We start from the raw sequence: 14,293 nt of genomic DNA, 5'->3' as shown, positions 1-14,293 counted from the left end.
GGTGACCGAGCCCGCTCCCGTGCCCGACGACGAACCCGTGTCGGTGCTGTTCACCTGGGCGGTCGTGCCCGGCCGGGAGGCCGACTTCGAACGCTGGCTGGAGGAGGTCAACGCGGCGTCCGCGCGCTTCCCCGGCCATCAGGGCGTGACCTGGCTGCGCCCGAAGGACGCCCCGAAGGGCGCGGAGCCCTTCTACCACTGCGTGCTGCGGTTTCGTAACGGCCGCGACCTGAGCCGGTGGCTGACCTCTCCGGAGCGCGAGGTGGTCGTGCGCCATCTCGCGGGGATCGCCCACGAGGCCGAGCCGCGGGAGACCACCACCGGGATGGAGACCTGGTTCAGCCTGCCCGGCCGCCCGGTGCTGCCCCCGCCGCGGTGGAAGATGGCGATCGTGTCGTTCCTCGGGGTCTACCCGTGTGTGCTGGTGTTCCAGCTGCTGGGGGCGGAGCATCTGAGCGAGCTGCCGCTGCCGATGGTGGTGCGCGCCGCGATCCTGCCCCTGCTGCTGGCCCCGATCCTGACCTACCTGGTCATGCCCTGGCTGAGCCGGACGCTGCGCAGATTCCTCTACGACCGCCGCTGACCAGGCCTCCTGGGCGCAGGCGCGTGTTGGACGGTCTGCGCGGTGGCGCGGGTTGCGCTTATCCTGTCCCGCGACACGGGGCCGGTCCTGCCACACATGCGTGGCGAAGCCGCCGTCCCCATCGGGATCACGGGGGCGCGAGAGCGCCATCACCACGGAGGCGAGCACATGGGCGGACGACTGCGGCATACCCGGCGCAAGGCGATCATCGGCGGACTGCTCTCGGCGGCCGTGGTCGCGACAGTGCTGTCGGCCTGCACCTCGCAGCGGCCCCCCACGGCGACGCCGTCGGCCGCGCCGTCGCCGTCGCTGTCCACGCTCGGCGAGACGCCGCAGCAGCTCGCGGGGGGCTGGCAGGTCATCGCGGCGGGCAGCCGGGTCCTCGACCGGTCCCGCAACGCCTACGTGAAACTGAACCTGCCGCCCGGCGCCATCCTCGACCCGACCGGCCGACGCCACGCCACCGGCGGCGAGCAGTTGGACATCGTCGAGCTCGTCGGCGACAAGGTGATCACGGAGCGCAGGTCCGTGACGCTCGGCTTCAGCCTCGGACTCGATCCCTGGTCGCCGGACGGCGGCCGCGTCGTCGGCACGATCAACCGCAAGGAGCCCTTCGCGATGGGTTTCGCGGTGACCGATGTGGCGACGGGGAAGACCACCGAGCACTGGTTCAGCCACACCAACTACAACTGCAGCCTGTGCAACTTCGTGTTCACCCGGGACGGCAAGGAGGTCGCCCTGCCGATCGCGGACCGCTCACAGGGCGAAGCCGCCGAACTCGTGCAGAGCCTGCAGCTGTTCGACGCCCAGACGGGCGAGCCGACCAGGTCGCTGCCGGTCAAGGCCATGCCGCAGAGCCCGTTCGCCTGGTCGCCGGACGGGCGTCAGGTCGTCGCGCTGCCCGACCAGCACAAGCGGGAGGACGTCCAGCTGGTCGACACCACCACCGGCGAGGCGAAGCCGTTCCCGTACGTCGCGGTCTGGGCGACGGCGGACGCGCTGCTGGCCAAGTCCGACGACGGGGTGCTCACGCTGCGCCCCGACGGGACCGTCGTCGCCGACGCGAGCCTGTCCGACCCGCTGAGCGGACCGATCGTCCTCGGACCGCCCGCCGCCTGACCGGGCCGCACTCCCGCCAGGCCGGCATCGGCGTCACGCAGAGTTTCGCCTTCCGCACTGAAACAGGTCGTTTCGGACGGGCGGGACGGGGTAGGTCGATCCGATGGAGAGGAGCGCGAGATGAGCTGGGCCGACAAGCCGATCGGGAACGACATGGCACGGCGGGCCGGCGCGACCCCGACCCGCGGCGACTTCGACGGCGACTTCGCCGCGCTGCACCAGCGGGGCCGGCGCCTCATCGCGGAGATCGTCCGGTTGTCCTGCCAGCTGACGGACCTGCAGCAGGCGATCGGGTCCCGCCGGGGGGCACCCGGCAGACCGCGGGGCAGCGTCTCCGGCGGAGAGCCGCGCTGACCGGAGCCGGGGGCCGTGCCGTCATCGAACGCCGCCGTCCCGGCAGCCGTGCAGGCGGCTGCCAGGACGGCGGTTCTCAGTAGGACTTGAGCGTGATCGCGTCGGCCTTGCCGGCCTGGATCTGCAGCAGGCGGGAGAACGGGCGGCGGGTCATCACCCGGGTGCTGACGTCGCGCAGCCGGATCGCGGCCGACGACATCGGGAGCATGCCGTTGACCCCGCCGGGCGGCAGCTTCTGGCACTGCGTCACGTACCCGCGCAGCTGCTCCTCGTACGCGGCGTACGCGGTCGCGTGGTCGCCGCCGGCCGCGGCCAGCTCACCGGCGAGCACGTACGCGCCGACCAGGGACAGGCTCGTGCCCAGGCCGCTGATCGGCGAGGCGCAGTAGCCCGCGTCGCCGAGCAGCGCGACCCGGCCGCTGGTCCAGTGCGGCATGTGGACCTGGCCGACGACGTCGAAGTAGAAGTCGGGGGCGTCCCACATCGCGTCGAGCATGGCCGGCACGCGCCAGCCGTCGCCCGCGTACACCTGCGCCAGCAGGCGCTTCTGCGCCTCGACGTCGCGCGGGTCGACCACGCGGCCCTCCGCGCGGAAGGTCAGCATGGCCTTGGCGGTGCGGTCGTTCTCGGGCCGGATGCCGGCGCAGCGGCCGCCGGGCACGCCGTGCATGAGGAACCAGTGCGGGTCGAGGTCGGTCTGCGCGGGCATGGTGAAGTACGCCGTGTACGCGCCCAGCTGCTTGATGAACCGCTCCTCCGGGCCGAAGGCCAGCGCCCGCACCCCGGAGTGCACCCCGTCGGCGCCGACGACCAGGTCGTAGACCTCGGTGCGGCCGCTGCGGAACTCGACCTTCACCCCGTCGGCACCGTCGGCCAGCGCGGTTATCCGGTCGCCGAAGCGGTATTCGACGTCGCCGCGGGTGAGGTCGTGCAGGATGTCGGCGAGGTCGCCGCGCAGGATCTCGTACTCGGCGACGATGCCCTCGCCGCCCGCGAGCGTCGCGGGCATCTCCGAGGTGCGCCGGCCGCTCGCGTCGACCCAGGCGAAGCCCTCCTCGTGCACCCGGTCGCGGGTGATCTGCGGCATGATGCCCATCTGCGCGCAGACGTCCTTGGCGACACCGCGGATGTCGACGGCGTGCCCGCCGGGCCGGATGCCGGGCGCGCGTTCCACCACGGTCACCGCGAAGCCGCGCCGGTGCAGCCAGTACGCCAGCGCCGGTCCGGCGATGCTGGCACCCGAGATCAGTACGGTGTTCTTCTTCATCGTTCTCTCCCCAGTCTCTGTGTACGCTGTACCGCGTCACTGAGAACACCGTAAGGAGGCGACGCTTTGAGCTGCAACAAGGCTTTACGTGTACTAGTACGCCAGCTAGTACACCGACCGAGGTGGGCGCGGTGAGCGCACCGGCGGACGGATCTGGTGTACTAGTACGCGTGAGCACTGAGGCGCCGTTCCGGCAGATCGTCGGGCAGATCCGGGCACAGATCGACGGCGGGCAGCTGCGCCCCGGCGACCGGGTGCCCTCGGCCCGGCAGATCACCGCCGAATGGGGCGTGGCGATCGCCACCGCGACGAAAGTGCTGGCCGCACTGCGCGCCGAAGGGCTGGTCGAGGCGGTGCGCGGGGTCGGCACCGTGGTGACCGACCGCACCGAGCCCGCCGAACCCGCCCGGCGCGAACGGCGACCACGCCCGGCCGCCGCCGAGCCGACCCGCAAGCAGATGGTGCGCCACGCGATGGCGCTCGCCGACGCCGAGGGCCTGGAGGCGGTGTCCATGCGCCGGCTGGCCACCGAGTTCGGGCTGGCCACGATGAGCCTCTACCGCTTCGTACGCGGCAAGGACGACCTGGTCCGGCTGATGATCGACGCCGCGTTCGCGGAGGCGCCGCTGCCCGCCGTGCCGCCGAAGGGGGTCCACGCTCAGCTCACGCTGGTCAGCCGACAGCTGTGGGGCATCTTCCGCCGGCACCACTGGCTCGCCCCGGCGATGTCGATCACCCGGCCGGAGTTCGCGCCGCACGGCATCAAGTACACCGAGTTCGCGCTGGCCGCGCTGGACCCGCTCGGGCTGTCGATCACCGAGATGATGCACATTCACCTGGCCGTCTTCGCCTTCGTCCGCGGTCTCGCGATGGGCTTCGCGACCGAGGCGCAGGCCGCCCAGCACACCGGCATGTCCAGCGACGAGTGGATGGAGCGGCAGGGCCAGGCCTTCGACGACCTGCTGGGCTCCGGCCGCTTTCCGACGGTCGCCCGGATCGCTGCGATCCCCGACTTCGAGCTCGGCCTGGACGCCGTCTTCGACTACGGCCTCCCCCGCTTCCTGCACGGCATCCTGCCGAAGTGAAGGAAGGGCACCTTCTACAACGCATGGCGATGTGAAGGTGCCCTTCCTTTCGCTCAGCCCAGGTACGAGTTGGCGGTGTAGGTGCGGGAGAGGGTGCCGGGGATGGTGAAGTACTCCACCGCGACCTTCGCCGGGTCGGTGGCGAGCTGGCCGCGGCCGGGCAGGTCGTTGCCGTCGTCCCAGCCCCACGGCGCGTTCGCCGAGTTGGTGGTGCAGTCGTAGGTGCCCGCGCCGCAGTCACCGGAGTCGTCCCCGGCGAACGTGCCCGCGCCCGCGAACAGGCTGGTGTTGGCGCGTTGCGCCCACAGGCCACCCGCCGCGAAGATGTCGATCAGCTGGTAGCGCACGTCGCGGTCGTCGCCGCTGCTCGGCGTCTCGGCGACGGTCGACGGGTAGTACACCAGACCGTCACCGTTGATGTTGTACTGCGGATACGCCTTGAGCCCGTGGCCCTTGGCCTCCTGCGCGGTGACCGGGTGCAGGAAGCCGTCGTGCGGCGAGGACTGCAGCTGCAGGGTGCCGTCGACGCTCTCCCGGCCGCTGGACCAGGTGCTGCCGGACGGGGTGTAGGAGAAGAAGTCGGCGTGCGCCACCGTGACCGCGGCGCGCAGCACGCCGTAGTCGGAGCCGTCGCGCTCGACGACCAGCAGCACGCCCTCGCCGTCGTTCTCGTGCTCGGTCTCGAAGAACGGGTGGTCGGTCCAGTCACGAGGGTGGAAGAACAGGTAGGTCAGGTACCAGTGGGTGCCGGTCTCCACGACGGAGTAGTAGGCGTGCGCGGCCAGGGACACCCCGGCCTGGCCGGTGCGGTCCCAGTTGTTGCGGCCGTTGAGGTCGCCGTCGAAGTCGACCTTCGTGATGTAGTCCGACCTGCCGCTCAGCGCGTGGCTGCCGGTGGCGTCGACGTCCTGGTAGTGGATCGGCGCCCAGCGCAGCGCCAGCTGGGCCTGGGTCACCGCCGCGCCCGCCGGTGCCGGCGCGATCAGTCCGGTCGCGGTGAGTGCGGTCGCCAGCGCGGCCACCACCAGGGATCTCCCGGTGACCCTGAACCTGTCGAGCATGGTTGCTCCCTCATCCGATTGGCATCGATGAATGGAGATGTTATGCGGTCCAGGGCGGACGGAGCATGACCGAGCGGCGAATGATCAGTAGCTCTTGCAAGACGATTCGCGCCGGGAGCGGGACTCCCCGCTCCCGGCGCGGCTGCCTCAGCCGAGGGCGACGTGCAGGATGCGCTCGTTGCTGTTGTTCGGCGCGCTGTCCTTGTCGCCCGTGTTCGAGGTGGTCAGCCAGATGCCGCCGCTCGGCGACGGCTCGACGGTGCGCAGCCGGCCATACGTGCCGACGAAGTACGACTGCACGTTGGTCAGGCTCGTGCCGCTGATCACCGCCCGGTACAGGCGCGTGCCGCGCAGGCAGGCCACGTACAGCGCGTCACGGACGATGGCGATGCCGCTGCAGGAACCTTCCGAGGTCGGATAGGTGCGCTTGGGCGCGATGAGCCCCGCCGTGCCGCAGGTGCCCGTGGTGCCCTCGCAGTTGGGCCAGCCGTAGTTGCCGCCCCGCTCGATCAGGTTCGTCTCGTCCATGACCGTGTTGCCGAACTCCTGCTCCCACAGCCGGCCCTGGGAGTCGAACGCCAGGCCCTGCGGGTTGCGGTGCCCGTAGCTCCAGACCAGGTTGCCGAACGGGTTGTCGGCGGGCACGGTGCCGTCGGGGTTGAGCCGCAGGATCTTGCCTTCGAGCCGGTTGCGGTCCTGCGCCCAGGAGCCGTTCTGCGCGTCGCCGGACGAGGCGTAGAGCTTGCCGTCCGGTCCGAACCGCAGCCGTCCGCCGTCGTGGTACTTGTTGCGCGCCAGGCCGCTGACCAGCACGGTGAGCGTCGAGGTGTCGAGCCGGTCGTCGACCACCCGGATCCGCACGACACGGTTGTCGGTCGGCGAGGTGTGCATGACGTACAGCCACCTGTCAGTGGCGTACGTCGGCGCGACCGCGATGCCCAGCAGCCCGCCCTCGCCCTCGGTGCTCTGCACGCTGGGCACGGTGCCCAGGGTCGTCTTCGCGCCCGTGGCCGGGTTGAGCCGGATGACGTCGTGGGCGTCGCGGCGGGAGTACACGATCGAGCCGTCGGGCAGGGTCGCCAGACCCCACGGGATGTCGGTGTCGGTCGACACCTGGGTGACGGTGCAGACCGTGCAGCCGCCGGTCGTGGCGACCGTGGCGGTGTTGCTCGGCGGACCGGTGTTGCCCGCCGCGTCGCGGGCCCTGACCTGGTACTGGTAGCTGGTGTTCGCGGCGAGCCCGCTGTCGATGAACGTGGTCGCAGGCGGGTTGCCGCTGACCGTGCCGACGACCGCGCCGCCGCGGTAGACGTCGTAGGCGCGTACGCCGACGTTGTCGGTCGCCGCCGTCCACTGCAGCGTGACCGTGGTGCCCGAAGCGGACCCGGCGAGCTGGGTCGCGGCCGTGGGCGGCGTGGTGTCGGACTGGCACAGCGGCGGCGTGATGGTCACCGTCGAGCTGGCCTGGGACACGTTGCCGGCGGCGTCGCGCGCGTTGACGTACAGGCCCCAGGTCGCGCCCGGCACGACGGTCAGATTCGCTGACAGCGTGCCGCCGCTGACCGAGGTCATCTGCTGCCCGTCGTGATAGATGTCGTAGAACGCGACGCCGACGTTGTCCGTCGAGGCGTTCCAGGCGAAGTTGACCGAATTGCAGGTCAGGTTGCTGACGCGGGCATTGCCGGGCACCGTCGGCGGCTGGGTGTCCCCGGGTGCGGGCGACGACGGCGATGGCGTGGTCGTGCCCGTGCAGGCGACGCCGTTCATGGTGAAGGCGGTGGGGACCGGGTTGCTGCCGGTCCAGCTGCCGTTGAAGCCGAAGGCGGTGCTCGCGTTGGTGGCCAGCGCCCCGTTGTAGGGGGCGTTGCGCACCGTGACCTGGCTGCCGGACTGGGTGTGGGTGCCGTTCCACAGCTGGGTGATGGTCTGCCCGGCCGCGAAGGTCCAGCCGAGTTGCCAGCTGCTGACCGGGTCGCCGAGGTTCGTGACGCTCACGTTGGCGCCGAACCCGCCGGACCACTGACTGGAGATCGTGTAGGTCACCCGGCAGCCCGCGGCCGCCTGCGCGCTGATGGCGGTCACGGCGCCGGCCGCGACCAGGACGGTGGTGGCGGTCACCAGGACCGCCAGTCGACGTCTCGTTGTTCTCATAAAGGGTCTCCATTGATGAACAGGACATCGCGGGCGAAGGCCACGGCGACATCATGGACCGAGATCGGGGGTCGGCGACGAAGGCGCACGTCGCCGGTCGGTCAAGCGTCGGCGAGGAGTGCGCGGATCCGCCTGGTCAGCCGGTGGAGGAACGCGTATGCCCAGCACGCGACCGGCGGCCACGCCCAAGGATGCGTGGCGAAAGCTCCCGATCGGAGCTTAAAGGACAGCTCGGACGCGCACAAGCAACGCCCGTCAATGTCTGCGACTCGGCCGGCGGGTGACACGGCTGATGGCAGTGTCGCCGACCGCGCCCGCGTTCAGGCCGCCTCGGTGGCGACCCGGTGCGGCCGGCCGCCGGGCAGCCAACGCACCGCGGCCAGCCCGACCAGGACGATCGGCACCGCGAACAGGGCCGCGAGCGGCGCGATGCCCAGCCACAGCGAGCCGAGCCCGAAGCATCCGTAAACGGCCAGCGCCCCCAGCTGCGCGCCGAACCCCGACACGGACAGCACGGTCGCCCGGGTGTGCCCGCTCATCGTGTGCTGCAGCCGGGCCTCGGTCAGCACCCGGGTCAGCTGCAGCAGTCCGAAGCAGACCGCGATCGGCACCAGTCCGGCCACTCCCCCGGTCAGCGCACCGATCGCCAGTGCCAGCCCGGCCCCGGCGATCGTCAAACCGGTCGCCAGGGGCGTCGCGCGCCAGCGCTCGGCGAGCGCGCTGCCCAGCGCCATCGCCGCGATCAGCGCTGCGATGACCAGCGGCACCCCGGCGGTGGCCACGCCAAGGTCGCGGACCAGCAGCGGCCCGTACTCGTCGAGCGCGCTCAGGCTCGGCACCGCCGCCGCGATCAGCACCGCGTGCCATACCCGCCGGTCGCTGCGCACCTCGGCCAGGCCATCCCGGAGATTGCGCAGATAGGCCCGCCCGCCGGTCGACCGCTCGCGGCGCATCCGGGGCCGCTCGGGCATGGCCAGCGCCGCCGCGGCGCTGCCCAGGCACGCCAGCACACTGCCCGCGGCGATCAGACCATAACCACCCAGCGCGTACGCCGGCCAGGCCAGCGCGCTCGCGGCCAGCATCGACACCATGGCCACGGTCGCGGCCCGCCCTGCGAACGCGGTGTAGCGGTCTGTCGCACCCGCAGCCGCGAGCTCGTCGAAGAGCAGCGCCTCCTTGGTGCCGGAGCTGATCGCGCTGCGCACGCCCCACAGCACGAACCCGACCGCGAACCCGGCGTACGTCGGCCACAGGAACCAGGTGGCGAACCCCACCGCCCGCATGAGCGCGCCGCAGGCCAGCAACCTGCGCCGGGAGTAGGTGTCCGCCCATGCCCCCGAGGGCACCTCCAGCGCGAACGCGACCCCGCTCCAGATCACGAACAGCGAAGTCAACTGTGCGGTGGACAGGCCCGAGTCGGCCATCAGCAGGGCGTACATCGGGAAGAACAGCACGCCCTCGTCGCAGGCCCGCAGCGTCGCGTAGATCCGGCCCAGCCTGCGCACGGGCGGCGTCACCGCGGTCCCCTGTGGATCACCATGGGTCCACCCTGCCGGGACGCCCTGCTCGCACGCAATCCGATTGCCCGCACCGCCTCACCCGGTAGGTTGCCGGGAATGATCCCTCCTGCCGTGCTCGCCGAGGCGGCCGGTGGACCGGCAACCCTGCTGACCGTCGAAGCCCGGCCGCTCGGCGGTGACGGTGCGGCCACGGCTGCGGTCACGCTGTTGACCGGCACGCTGCGGCACGGCCGCAAGGAGCGCTCGTTCTCCCTGGTACGCAAGCAGTTCCAGCCGCTGACCGAGGGCCGCCACGCGGCGGGCTCGCACGACGAACGGCACTGGGCGTACTGGCGCCGCGAACCGCTCGCCTACGCGTCAGGGCTGCTGCCGACCGGCCCGGGCCTCGCGGCGCCGCGCTGCCTCGGCGTCACCGAGGACGCGGTCTACCTGGCGCATGTCATCGGGCGGCGCGAGGACCCCGGCACGGCCGCCCGTCGGCTGGCCGACTGGCAGGCGGGCGTCACACCACCGGACGTGCCCTGGCTGGCCCGTCACCAGCTGGCACAGCGGATCGCGGTGAGCGAGCTCGACTGGACGGCCGTCGACGCCCCGCCGCAGGCGGCCGCGATCTGGTCACGGCGGCGCGAGCTGCTCGCCGAGCTGGAGGCGGTCCCGCCTGTGCTCAGCCACGGTGACTTCCACCGCCACCAGGTCGTCGCCGCCGCAGACCTGACCGTCGTGCTGGACTGGGCCACGCTGGGCGTCGCCCCCGCGGGAGCCGACGTCGCCCACCTCGCGCTGAGCACCCTGGACGGCAACCTCGTCGAGGTCTACCTCGCGGCTGCCGGGTCCCGGCTCGATCCGGGCGCGGTCCGGCGGGGCTACCGGCTCACGCTGGTCCTGACCGCCGTGAGCAGGCTGCACTGGATGCTGTCCCGCGGCTTGCGGCCGCCGGAGAGATACCTCGCGTTCCTGGCCCGAGAGATCGACGCCGCCGGCCGGTGACGCCGAGACGCTGACGGCGGGGATCGCACCTCGGCCGGGGCTGCCGGTCGGCGGCCCGGTTACGCGGGCCGCCGACAAGACGGGTGGGTGGAGCGGTCAGTCGGACGTCGGCCGGGCCGGTGGCGTGGGACGGGTCAGGCAGGACGGCACGGTCACGACGACCACCGGACGCACCATCGTGGTGCGCCCCTCCGCGTCGTGCTCGATGGAGTAGCCGATCACGAGCGTGTCCGCAGCCGGGAGGTACTGCGGCCGGATGATGATGGAGACACCGTCCTCCCGCATCTGGTACTCGAGCGGTGCCGTCGCGAACTCGGGGGTGCCCGGGACCGGCAGCTTGTACACCAGGTCGAACTCGGGCTGGTCGGTGCACTGGCCGTCGGGCACCATGCCCATGACGACCGTGCGCGCACCGGCACGTGCCAGCGCGGCGTTCAGCTTCGCGGGGTCGGTCAGCTCGGCCGCGTCGAAGCTCACCTCGACCGACCCGTCGGCGTTCGTGCCGACCGAGTACGCCTCGGCCGGTGCGGCCCACGGTTCGGCTACCGCCAGCACGCCGGCGGCCGCGAACACGGCTGCCCCGGCCAGCGCTAGCGCCAGTCGGCGGCGAGCCGGGCGGGGCGGGGTCGGCGGGGTCTCGTCTGTGCTCAGCACGCGGTCGAGCATGGCGCGGGCGTGCGGGTCGTGCGGGTCGGCAACGGGCGGGGCCGGGTCGGCGGCTCTCAGCCGGGCGAGGGCGGTGCTGCTGCGGTCGTTCATGAGCTGGTGTTCCCTTCGGCGACGATCGACGGCATGGGCAGGCGGGATGTCGCATGGACGCCGGGTTCCTCGGTGGCCAGCAGCCGGGCGGCGAACCGGCGGCGTGCCCGGTGCAGGCGCACCTTGACCGCGGTGCGGCTGCAGCCCACGACGAGGGCCACCTCGGCCACGTCGAGCCCCTCCCACTCGGTCAGGCGCAGGACCTCCTGATCGACCGGGGAGAGCCCGGCCAGCACGGCCCGCACCCGCAGGTGCTCGCCGACCTGCCCGGCATGGTCCTCCACGGTGGCGTCGGCGCCGACGGCCGCCTTGGCGGACAGCCGGTCCCGGCGGGCACGGGCGCGCAGCTCGTTGGCGATCACGTGCCGGGCGGTGGCGTACAGCCAGGCCCGGGGGTGTTCGGCGGGCACCTGCGCGAAGCGGCGCCATGCGACGAGGAACGTGCCGGAGACGACGTCTCCGGCCGCGTCGGGGCCTACCCGACGGGTGGCGAAACGCGTCAGTTCCGCGTAATGGGCGTCGAACAACTCTTCGAAGCGCTCTCTGGCGGCCGCGTTCTCTGGTTCCATGCCTGGGAATGTCCACCTGTCGCGCTCGGGTTACCGGTCGCGGTCGATCATCCCCGGAATTATCCGGAGATGGCGTCTCCGCTTTGTGGTACGCTGAAACGGAGACGCCATCTCCGGATAAAGAAGAGGTCGACATGTCCGAGACAGTGCTGGTCACCGGAGGCACCGGTTACGTCGCCGGGTGGTGCATCGTCGCGCTGCTGAAGCAGGGGTACACCGTGCGGGCCACGGTGCGCTCCGCCGCCCGGGAGCAGGCGGTCCGCGACGCGGTAGGCACCGTGGTCGATCCCGGCGGCCGGCTGAGCTTCGTCGTCGCCGACCTAACCGGCGACGCCGGCTGGGCGGAGGCGATGGCCGGCGTCGACCGCGTCCTGCACGTCGCGTCGCCGCTGGGCGAGGAGAACCCCCACAACCCCGACGAACTGATCGTCCCGGCCCGTGACGGCACGCTGCGGGTGCTGCGCGCGGCGGCCGCGGCGGGCGTGCGGCGGGTCGTCATGACCTCGGCCGCGAACGCCGCCAGCCCCACCTCCTACACCTCGGAAGGGGTCACCGACGAGACCCTGTGGACGGTCGACGACCCGAAGCTGCCCGCCTACCGTCGGTCGAAGACCCTGGCCGAGAAGGCCGCCTGGGACTTCATGGCCCGGCACGACGGACCGATGACCCTGACGACGGTGCTGCCGGGCGCGGTGTTCGGCCCGATCCTGTCCACGGACAACCTCGGCTCGGTGCGCATCATCGCCCGGATGCTCCAGGGCGCGATGCCCGGCGCGCCGAGGATCGGACTCGAGGTCGTCGACGTCCGCGACCTCGCCGACCTGCACATCCGCGCCATGACCTGCCCCGACGCCGCCGGTGAGCGGTTCCTGGGCACGGGCGAGTTCGTGTGGATGAGCCAGATCGCACAGGCGCTGCGGGCCGCACTCGGGCCGGCCGCCCGCAAGGTGCCGACCCGGGAACTGCCGAACCTGGTCGTACGGATCGCCGCGCGGTTCGACCCGCCGCTCCGCGCGATCACGATCTCCCTCGGCCGCCGGAACCGGCACAGCACCGCCAAGGCGCAGCGGGTGCTGGGATGGACGCCACGGCCCGCCGCCGACACCGTGACCGGCTGCGCCCGCAGCCTGCTGGCACACGGGCTCGCCTGAACCGCGACCATCCGCGCCGGTGCCCTCATGACGCACCGATCCCGGCCGCGGTGGGAGGATCATCCGGTGAACGACGCCGCCGCGCACAAGGGCACCCGCAAGGACTCGGCGCGCAACCGGGAACGCCTGGTCGCGGCCGCGCGGGAAGTCTTCGCCGAGCGCGGGTTCGGCGCCACCCTCGACGACATCGCGCGGCACGCCAGCCTCGGCACGGGCACGGCATACCGGCACTTCGCCAACAAGCAGGCGCTCGCCGCCGAGATCCTCACCGAGGCCACCGAGCAGATCCTCCACGACGCCCGGGCCGCCCTCGACACCGACGATCCGTGGGCGGCGCTCGAACTGTTCTTCGAGCGGGCCGCCCGCCGCCAGGCAGCCGACCGGGGCCTCTACGAGAGCCTCGCCGGCCGGGGCGACTACGCCGAGCAGGCGCGCATCTGGCCGGAGATCATCGCAGCCGTCACCGTCCTGTTCGACCGCGCCCACCGGGCCGGGGTGGTCCGGGCCGACGCCACCGCGCAGGACATCGCCGCGATCTTCGCGCTGCTCGGACCGGCCTTCGAGATGAGCCGGGCGACCGGCGCCGAACTGTGGCGACGTTATCTCGCCCTCCTGCTGGACGGTCTCCGCGCGACCGAGCGACCCCCGCTGCCCGTGCCGCCGCCCCCGATCTCCGCGCTCGACACCGTCCTCAAAGCAGGCAAAAGGACCTGAGGTCCACGGCCCGGCGAACCCGGCCGGCGCGTATCGGGGCCCCACCGACGACCGCCGTCAGGCCATGATGGTCGGATGCGGGTGTCGGTGGGTGACGTGGCGCTGCATTTCGACGTCGACGGCAGCGCGCTCGCGCCCGACGGCGACCGCATGCGCGAGCGGCCCACGCTGCTGCTGCTCCACGGTGGACCGGGCGCCGACCACAGCCTGTTCAAGCCCGAGACGTCCGCGCTGACCGACGTCGCGCAGCTCGTCTACCTGGACCAGCGTGGCTCGGGCCGCTCCGACGCGGGTGAGCCGTCCGACTGGACCTGGACCCGCTGGGCAGACGACGTCGCAGCCTTGTGCCAGGCACTGGACATCACCCGCCCGGTGCTGGTCGGCTCGTCGAGTGGCGCGCTCGTCGCCGCGGTCTGCGCGGCGCGGCACCCCGAGCTGGTCGCCGGGCTGGTGCTGGACAGCGCCCTCGGGCTGCCCGGCTCGCTGGAAGAGACCCTGGACGTGTTCGAGCGGCGCGGCGGTCCGGTGGCGCGGGAGGCCGCGCGCCGCTACCTCGGCGGCGACCGGAGCGACGAGTCGACCGCGGCGTGGCGCGAGCACTGCCTTCCCCTCTACGGAGCTGCCGGAGCCGGCTCGGACCTGGCACCCCGGATCGCCCGTGCCCGCATGAACAACGAGGTGCAGCTCCACTTCCAGGGCGGTGGCTGCGGACCCGCCGAGATCGCACCGTACGGAGCCGACATCACGTGCCCCGTCCTGGTGCTCGCGGGCGAGCACGATCCGGTGTCGCCCGCGGCCGGAGCGCAGCGGCTGCCGGGCTCGCTCCCGAACGCCGATATCGCCGTCCACGTCCTGCCGGGGGTCGGGCACAGCGTGCTGCGCCAGGCCCCCAGGGAGGCGACCGCCCTGATCCGCGGATTCTTGAAAGGGCTGGACATGGCTGCGTGAAGCGCGTGCTTCGCCCGGATGCGCG

At 72.2% G+C, this 14,293-nt stretch carries 14 protein-coding genes; 8 read left to right on the top strand and 6 right to left on the bottom strand.

Going from position 1 to position 14,293, the window contains the following annotated elements; all coding sequences use genetic code 11:
• The first annotated feature begins 1 nt into the window (after window position 1).
• The 3 genes from F9C41_RS02500 (at window position 2) to F9C41_RS02490 (ending at window position 2,056) form a co-directional block, all read left to right on the top strand.
• Entirely contained in the window at window positions 2-583 is a 582-nt protein-coding gene (locus F9C41_RS02500; RefSeq protein ID WP_230689236.1) for an antibiotic biosynthesis monooxygenase, read from the top strand.
• Window positions 584-751: 168 nt separating this feature from the next.
• A complete protein-coding gene (locus F9C41_RS02495; protein ID WP_155384916.1) occupies window positions 752-1,702 on the top strand; it encodes a TolB family protein in 951 nt (316 codons plus the stop codon).
• 120 nt (window positions 1,703-1,822) lie between these two features.
• Window positions 1,823-2,056, top strand: a complete 234-nt coding sequence (locus F9C41_RS02490; protein WP_155384915.1) for a hypothetical protein — start codon at window positions 1,823-1,825, stop codon at window positions 2,054-2,056.
• Between the two features lie 76 nt (window positions 2,057-2,132).
• Here the strand turns inward: F9C41_RS02490 and F9C41_RS02485 are convergent, their stop codons facing one another.
• Window positions 2,133-3,323, bottom strand: a complete 1,191-nt coding sequence (locus F9C41_RS02485) for an FAD-dependent monooxygenase (protein WP_155384914.1) — start codon at window positions 3,321-3,323, stop codon at window positions 2,133-2,135.
• 170 nt (window positions 3,324-3,493) lie between these two features.
• Here F9C41_RS02485 and F9C41_RS02480 point away from each other — a divergent pair, with 170 nt between their 5' ends.
• On the top strand, window positions 3,494-4,408 hold the full coding sequence (locus F9C41_RS02480; protein WP_155384913.1) for a GntR family transcriptional regulator: 915 nt from the start codon (window positions 3,494-3,496) through the stop codon (window positions 4,406-4,408).
• A 53-nt stretch (window positions 4,409-4,461) separates the two neighbouring features.
• On the opposite strand, the gene F9C41_RS02475 is transcribed toward F9C41_RS02480, so the two are convergent.
• From F9C41_RS02475 to F9C41_RS02465, 3 genes are all read right to left on the bottom strand, one after another.
• Window positions 4,462-5,469, bottom strand: a complete 1,008-nt coding sequence (locus F9C41_RS02475; RefSeq protein WP_155384912.1) for a hypothetical protein — start codon at window positions 5,467-5,469, stop codon at window positions 4,462-4,464.
• A 147-nt stretch (window positions 5,470-5,616) separates the two neighbouring features.
• Complete coding sequence (locus tag F9C41_RS02470; protein WP_155384911.1) at window positions 5,617-7,620, bottom strand: PQQ-dependent sugar dehydrogenase; 2,004 nt, start codon at window positions 7,618-7,620, stop codon at window positions 5,617-5,619.
• Between the two features lie 320 nt (window positions 7,621-7,940).
• Complete coding sequence (locus F9C41_RS02465; protein ID WP_230689235.1) at window positions 7,941-9,137, bottom strand: MFS transporter; 1,197 nt, start codon at window positions 9,135-9,137, stop codon at window positions 7,941-7,943.
• A gap of 99 nt (window positions 9,138-9,236) precedes the next feature.
• Here F9C41_RS02465 and F9C41_RS02460 point away from each other — a divergent pair, with 99 nt between their 5' ends.
• The gene (locus tag F9C41_RS02460; protein ID WP_230689234.1) at window positions 9,237-10,127 is read left to right on the top strand and encodes a phosphotransferase; all 891 of its coding nucleotides are present in this window, start codon (window positions 9,237-9,239) and stop codon (window positions 10,125-10,127) included.
• Between the two features lie 96 nt (window positions 10,128-10,223).
• On the opposite strand, the gene F9C41_RS02455 is transcribed toward F9C41_RS02460, so the two are convergent.
• Window positions 10,224-10,886, bottom strand: coding sequence for a hypothetical protein (locus tag F9C41_RS02455; RefSeq protein ID WP_155384910.1), 663 nt, complete (start codon window positions 10,884-10,886; stop codon window positions 10,224-10,226).
• A complete protein-coding gene (locus tag F9C41_RS02450) occupies window positions 10,883-11,455 on the bottom strand; it encodes an RNA polymerase sigma factor (RefSeq protein WP_155384909.1) in 573 nt (190 codons plus the stop codon). The genes F9C41_RS02455 and F9C41_RS02450 overlap by 4 nt, the downstream gene beginning before the upstream one ends.
• A 134-nt stretch (window positions 11,456-11,589) precedes the next feature.
• Between F9C41_RS02450 and F9C41_RS02445 the strand changes: the two genes are divergently transcribed.
• The 3 genes from F9C41_RS02445 to F9C41_RS02435 all read left to right on the top strand — a co-directional run bounded on the left by F9C41_RS02445 (window position 11,590) and on the right by F9C41_RS02435 (window position 14,268).
• Window positions 11,590-12,606 carry an NAD-dependent epimerase/dehydratase family protein gene (locus F9C41_RS02445; RefSeq protein WP_155384908.1) on the top strand — a complete coding sequence of 339 codons (1,017 nt, stop codon included), beginning with the start codon at window positions 11,590-11,592 and terminating at the stop codon, window positions 12,604-12,606.
• A 66-nt stretch (window positions 12,607-12,672) separates the two neighbouring features.
• Window positions 12,673-13,320 carry a TetR/AcrR family transcriptional regulator gene (locus F9C41_RS02440; RefSeq protein ID WP_230689233.1) on the top strand — a complete coding sequence of 216 codons (648 nt, stop codon included), beginning with the start codon at window positions 12,673-12,675 and terminating at the stop codon, window positions 13,318-13,320.
• A 75-nt stretch (window positions 13,321-13,395) separates the two neighbouring features.
• A complete protein-coding gene (locus tag F9C41_RS02435; protein WP_155384906.1) occupies window positions 13,396-14,268 on the top strand; it encodes an alpha/beta fold hydrolase in 873 nt (290 codons plus the stop codon).
• Window positions 14,269-14,293: the final 25 nt, after the last annotated feature.

The organism is Catellatospora paridis, assembly GCF_009720365.1.
Lineage (GTDB): Bacteria > Actinomycetota > Actinomycetes > Mycobacteriales > Micromonosporaceae > Catellatospora > Catellatospora paridis.
This window is presented reverse-complemented; position numbering and strand designations above follow the sequence as displayed.

Coding starts and splice junctions, on each gene's coding strand:
- F9C41_RS02495 (WP_155384916.1), top strand. CDS start 752: ATGGGCGGACGACTGCGGCATACCCGGCGCAAGGCGATCATCGGCGGA.
- F9C41_RS02490 (WP_155384915.1), top strand. CDS start 1,823: ATGAGCTGGGCCGACAAGCCGATCGGGAACGACATGGCACGGCGGGCC.
- F9C41_RS02485 (WP_155384914.1), bottom strand. CDS start 3,323: ATGAAGAAGAACACCGTACTGATCTCGGGTGCCAGCATCGCCGGACCG.
- F9C41_RS02475 (WP_155384912.1), bottom strand. CDS start 5,469: ATGCTCGACAGGTTCAGGGTCACCGGGAGATCCCTGGTGGTGGCCGCG.
- F9C41_RS02470 (WP_155384911.1), bottom strand. CDS start 7,620: ATGAGAACAACGAGACGTCGACTGGCGGTCCTGGTGACCGCCACCACC.
- F9C41_RS02460 (WP_230689234.1), top strand. CDS start 9,237: ATGATCCCTCCTGCCGTGCTCGCCGAGGCGGCCGGTGGACCGGCAACC.
- F9C41_RS02455 (WP_155384910.1), bottom strand. CDS start 10,886: ATGAACGACCGCAGCAGCACCGCCCTCGCCCGGCTGAGAGCCGCCGAC.
- F9C41_RS02450 (WP_155384909.1), bottom strand. CDS start 11,455: ATGGAACCAGAGAACGCGGCCGCCAGAGAGCGCTTCGAAGAGTTGTTC.
- F9C41_RS02445 (WP_155384908.1), top strand. CDS start 11,590: ATGTCCGAGACAGTGCTGGTCACCGGAGGCACCGGTTACGTCGCCGGG.
- F9C41_RS02435 (WP_155384906.1), top strand. CDS start 13,396: ATGCGGGTGTCGGTGGGTGACGTGGCGCTGCATTTCGACGTCGACGGC.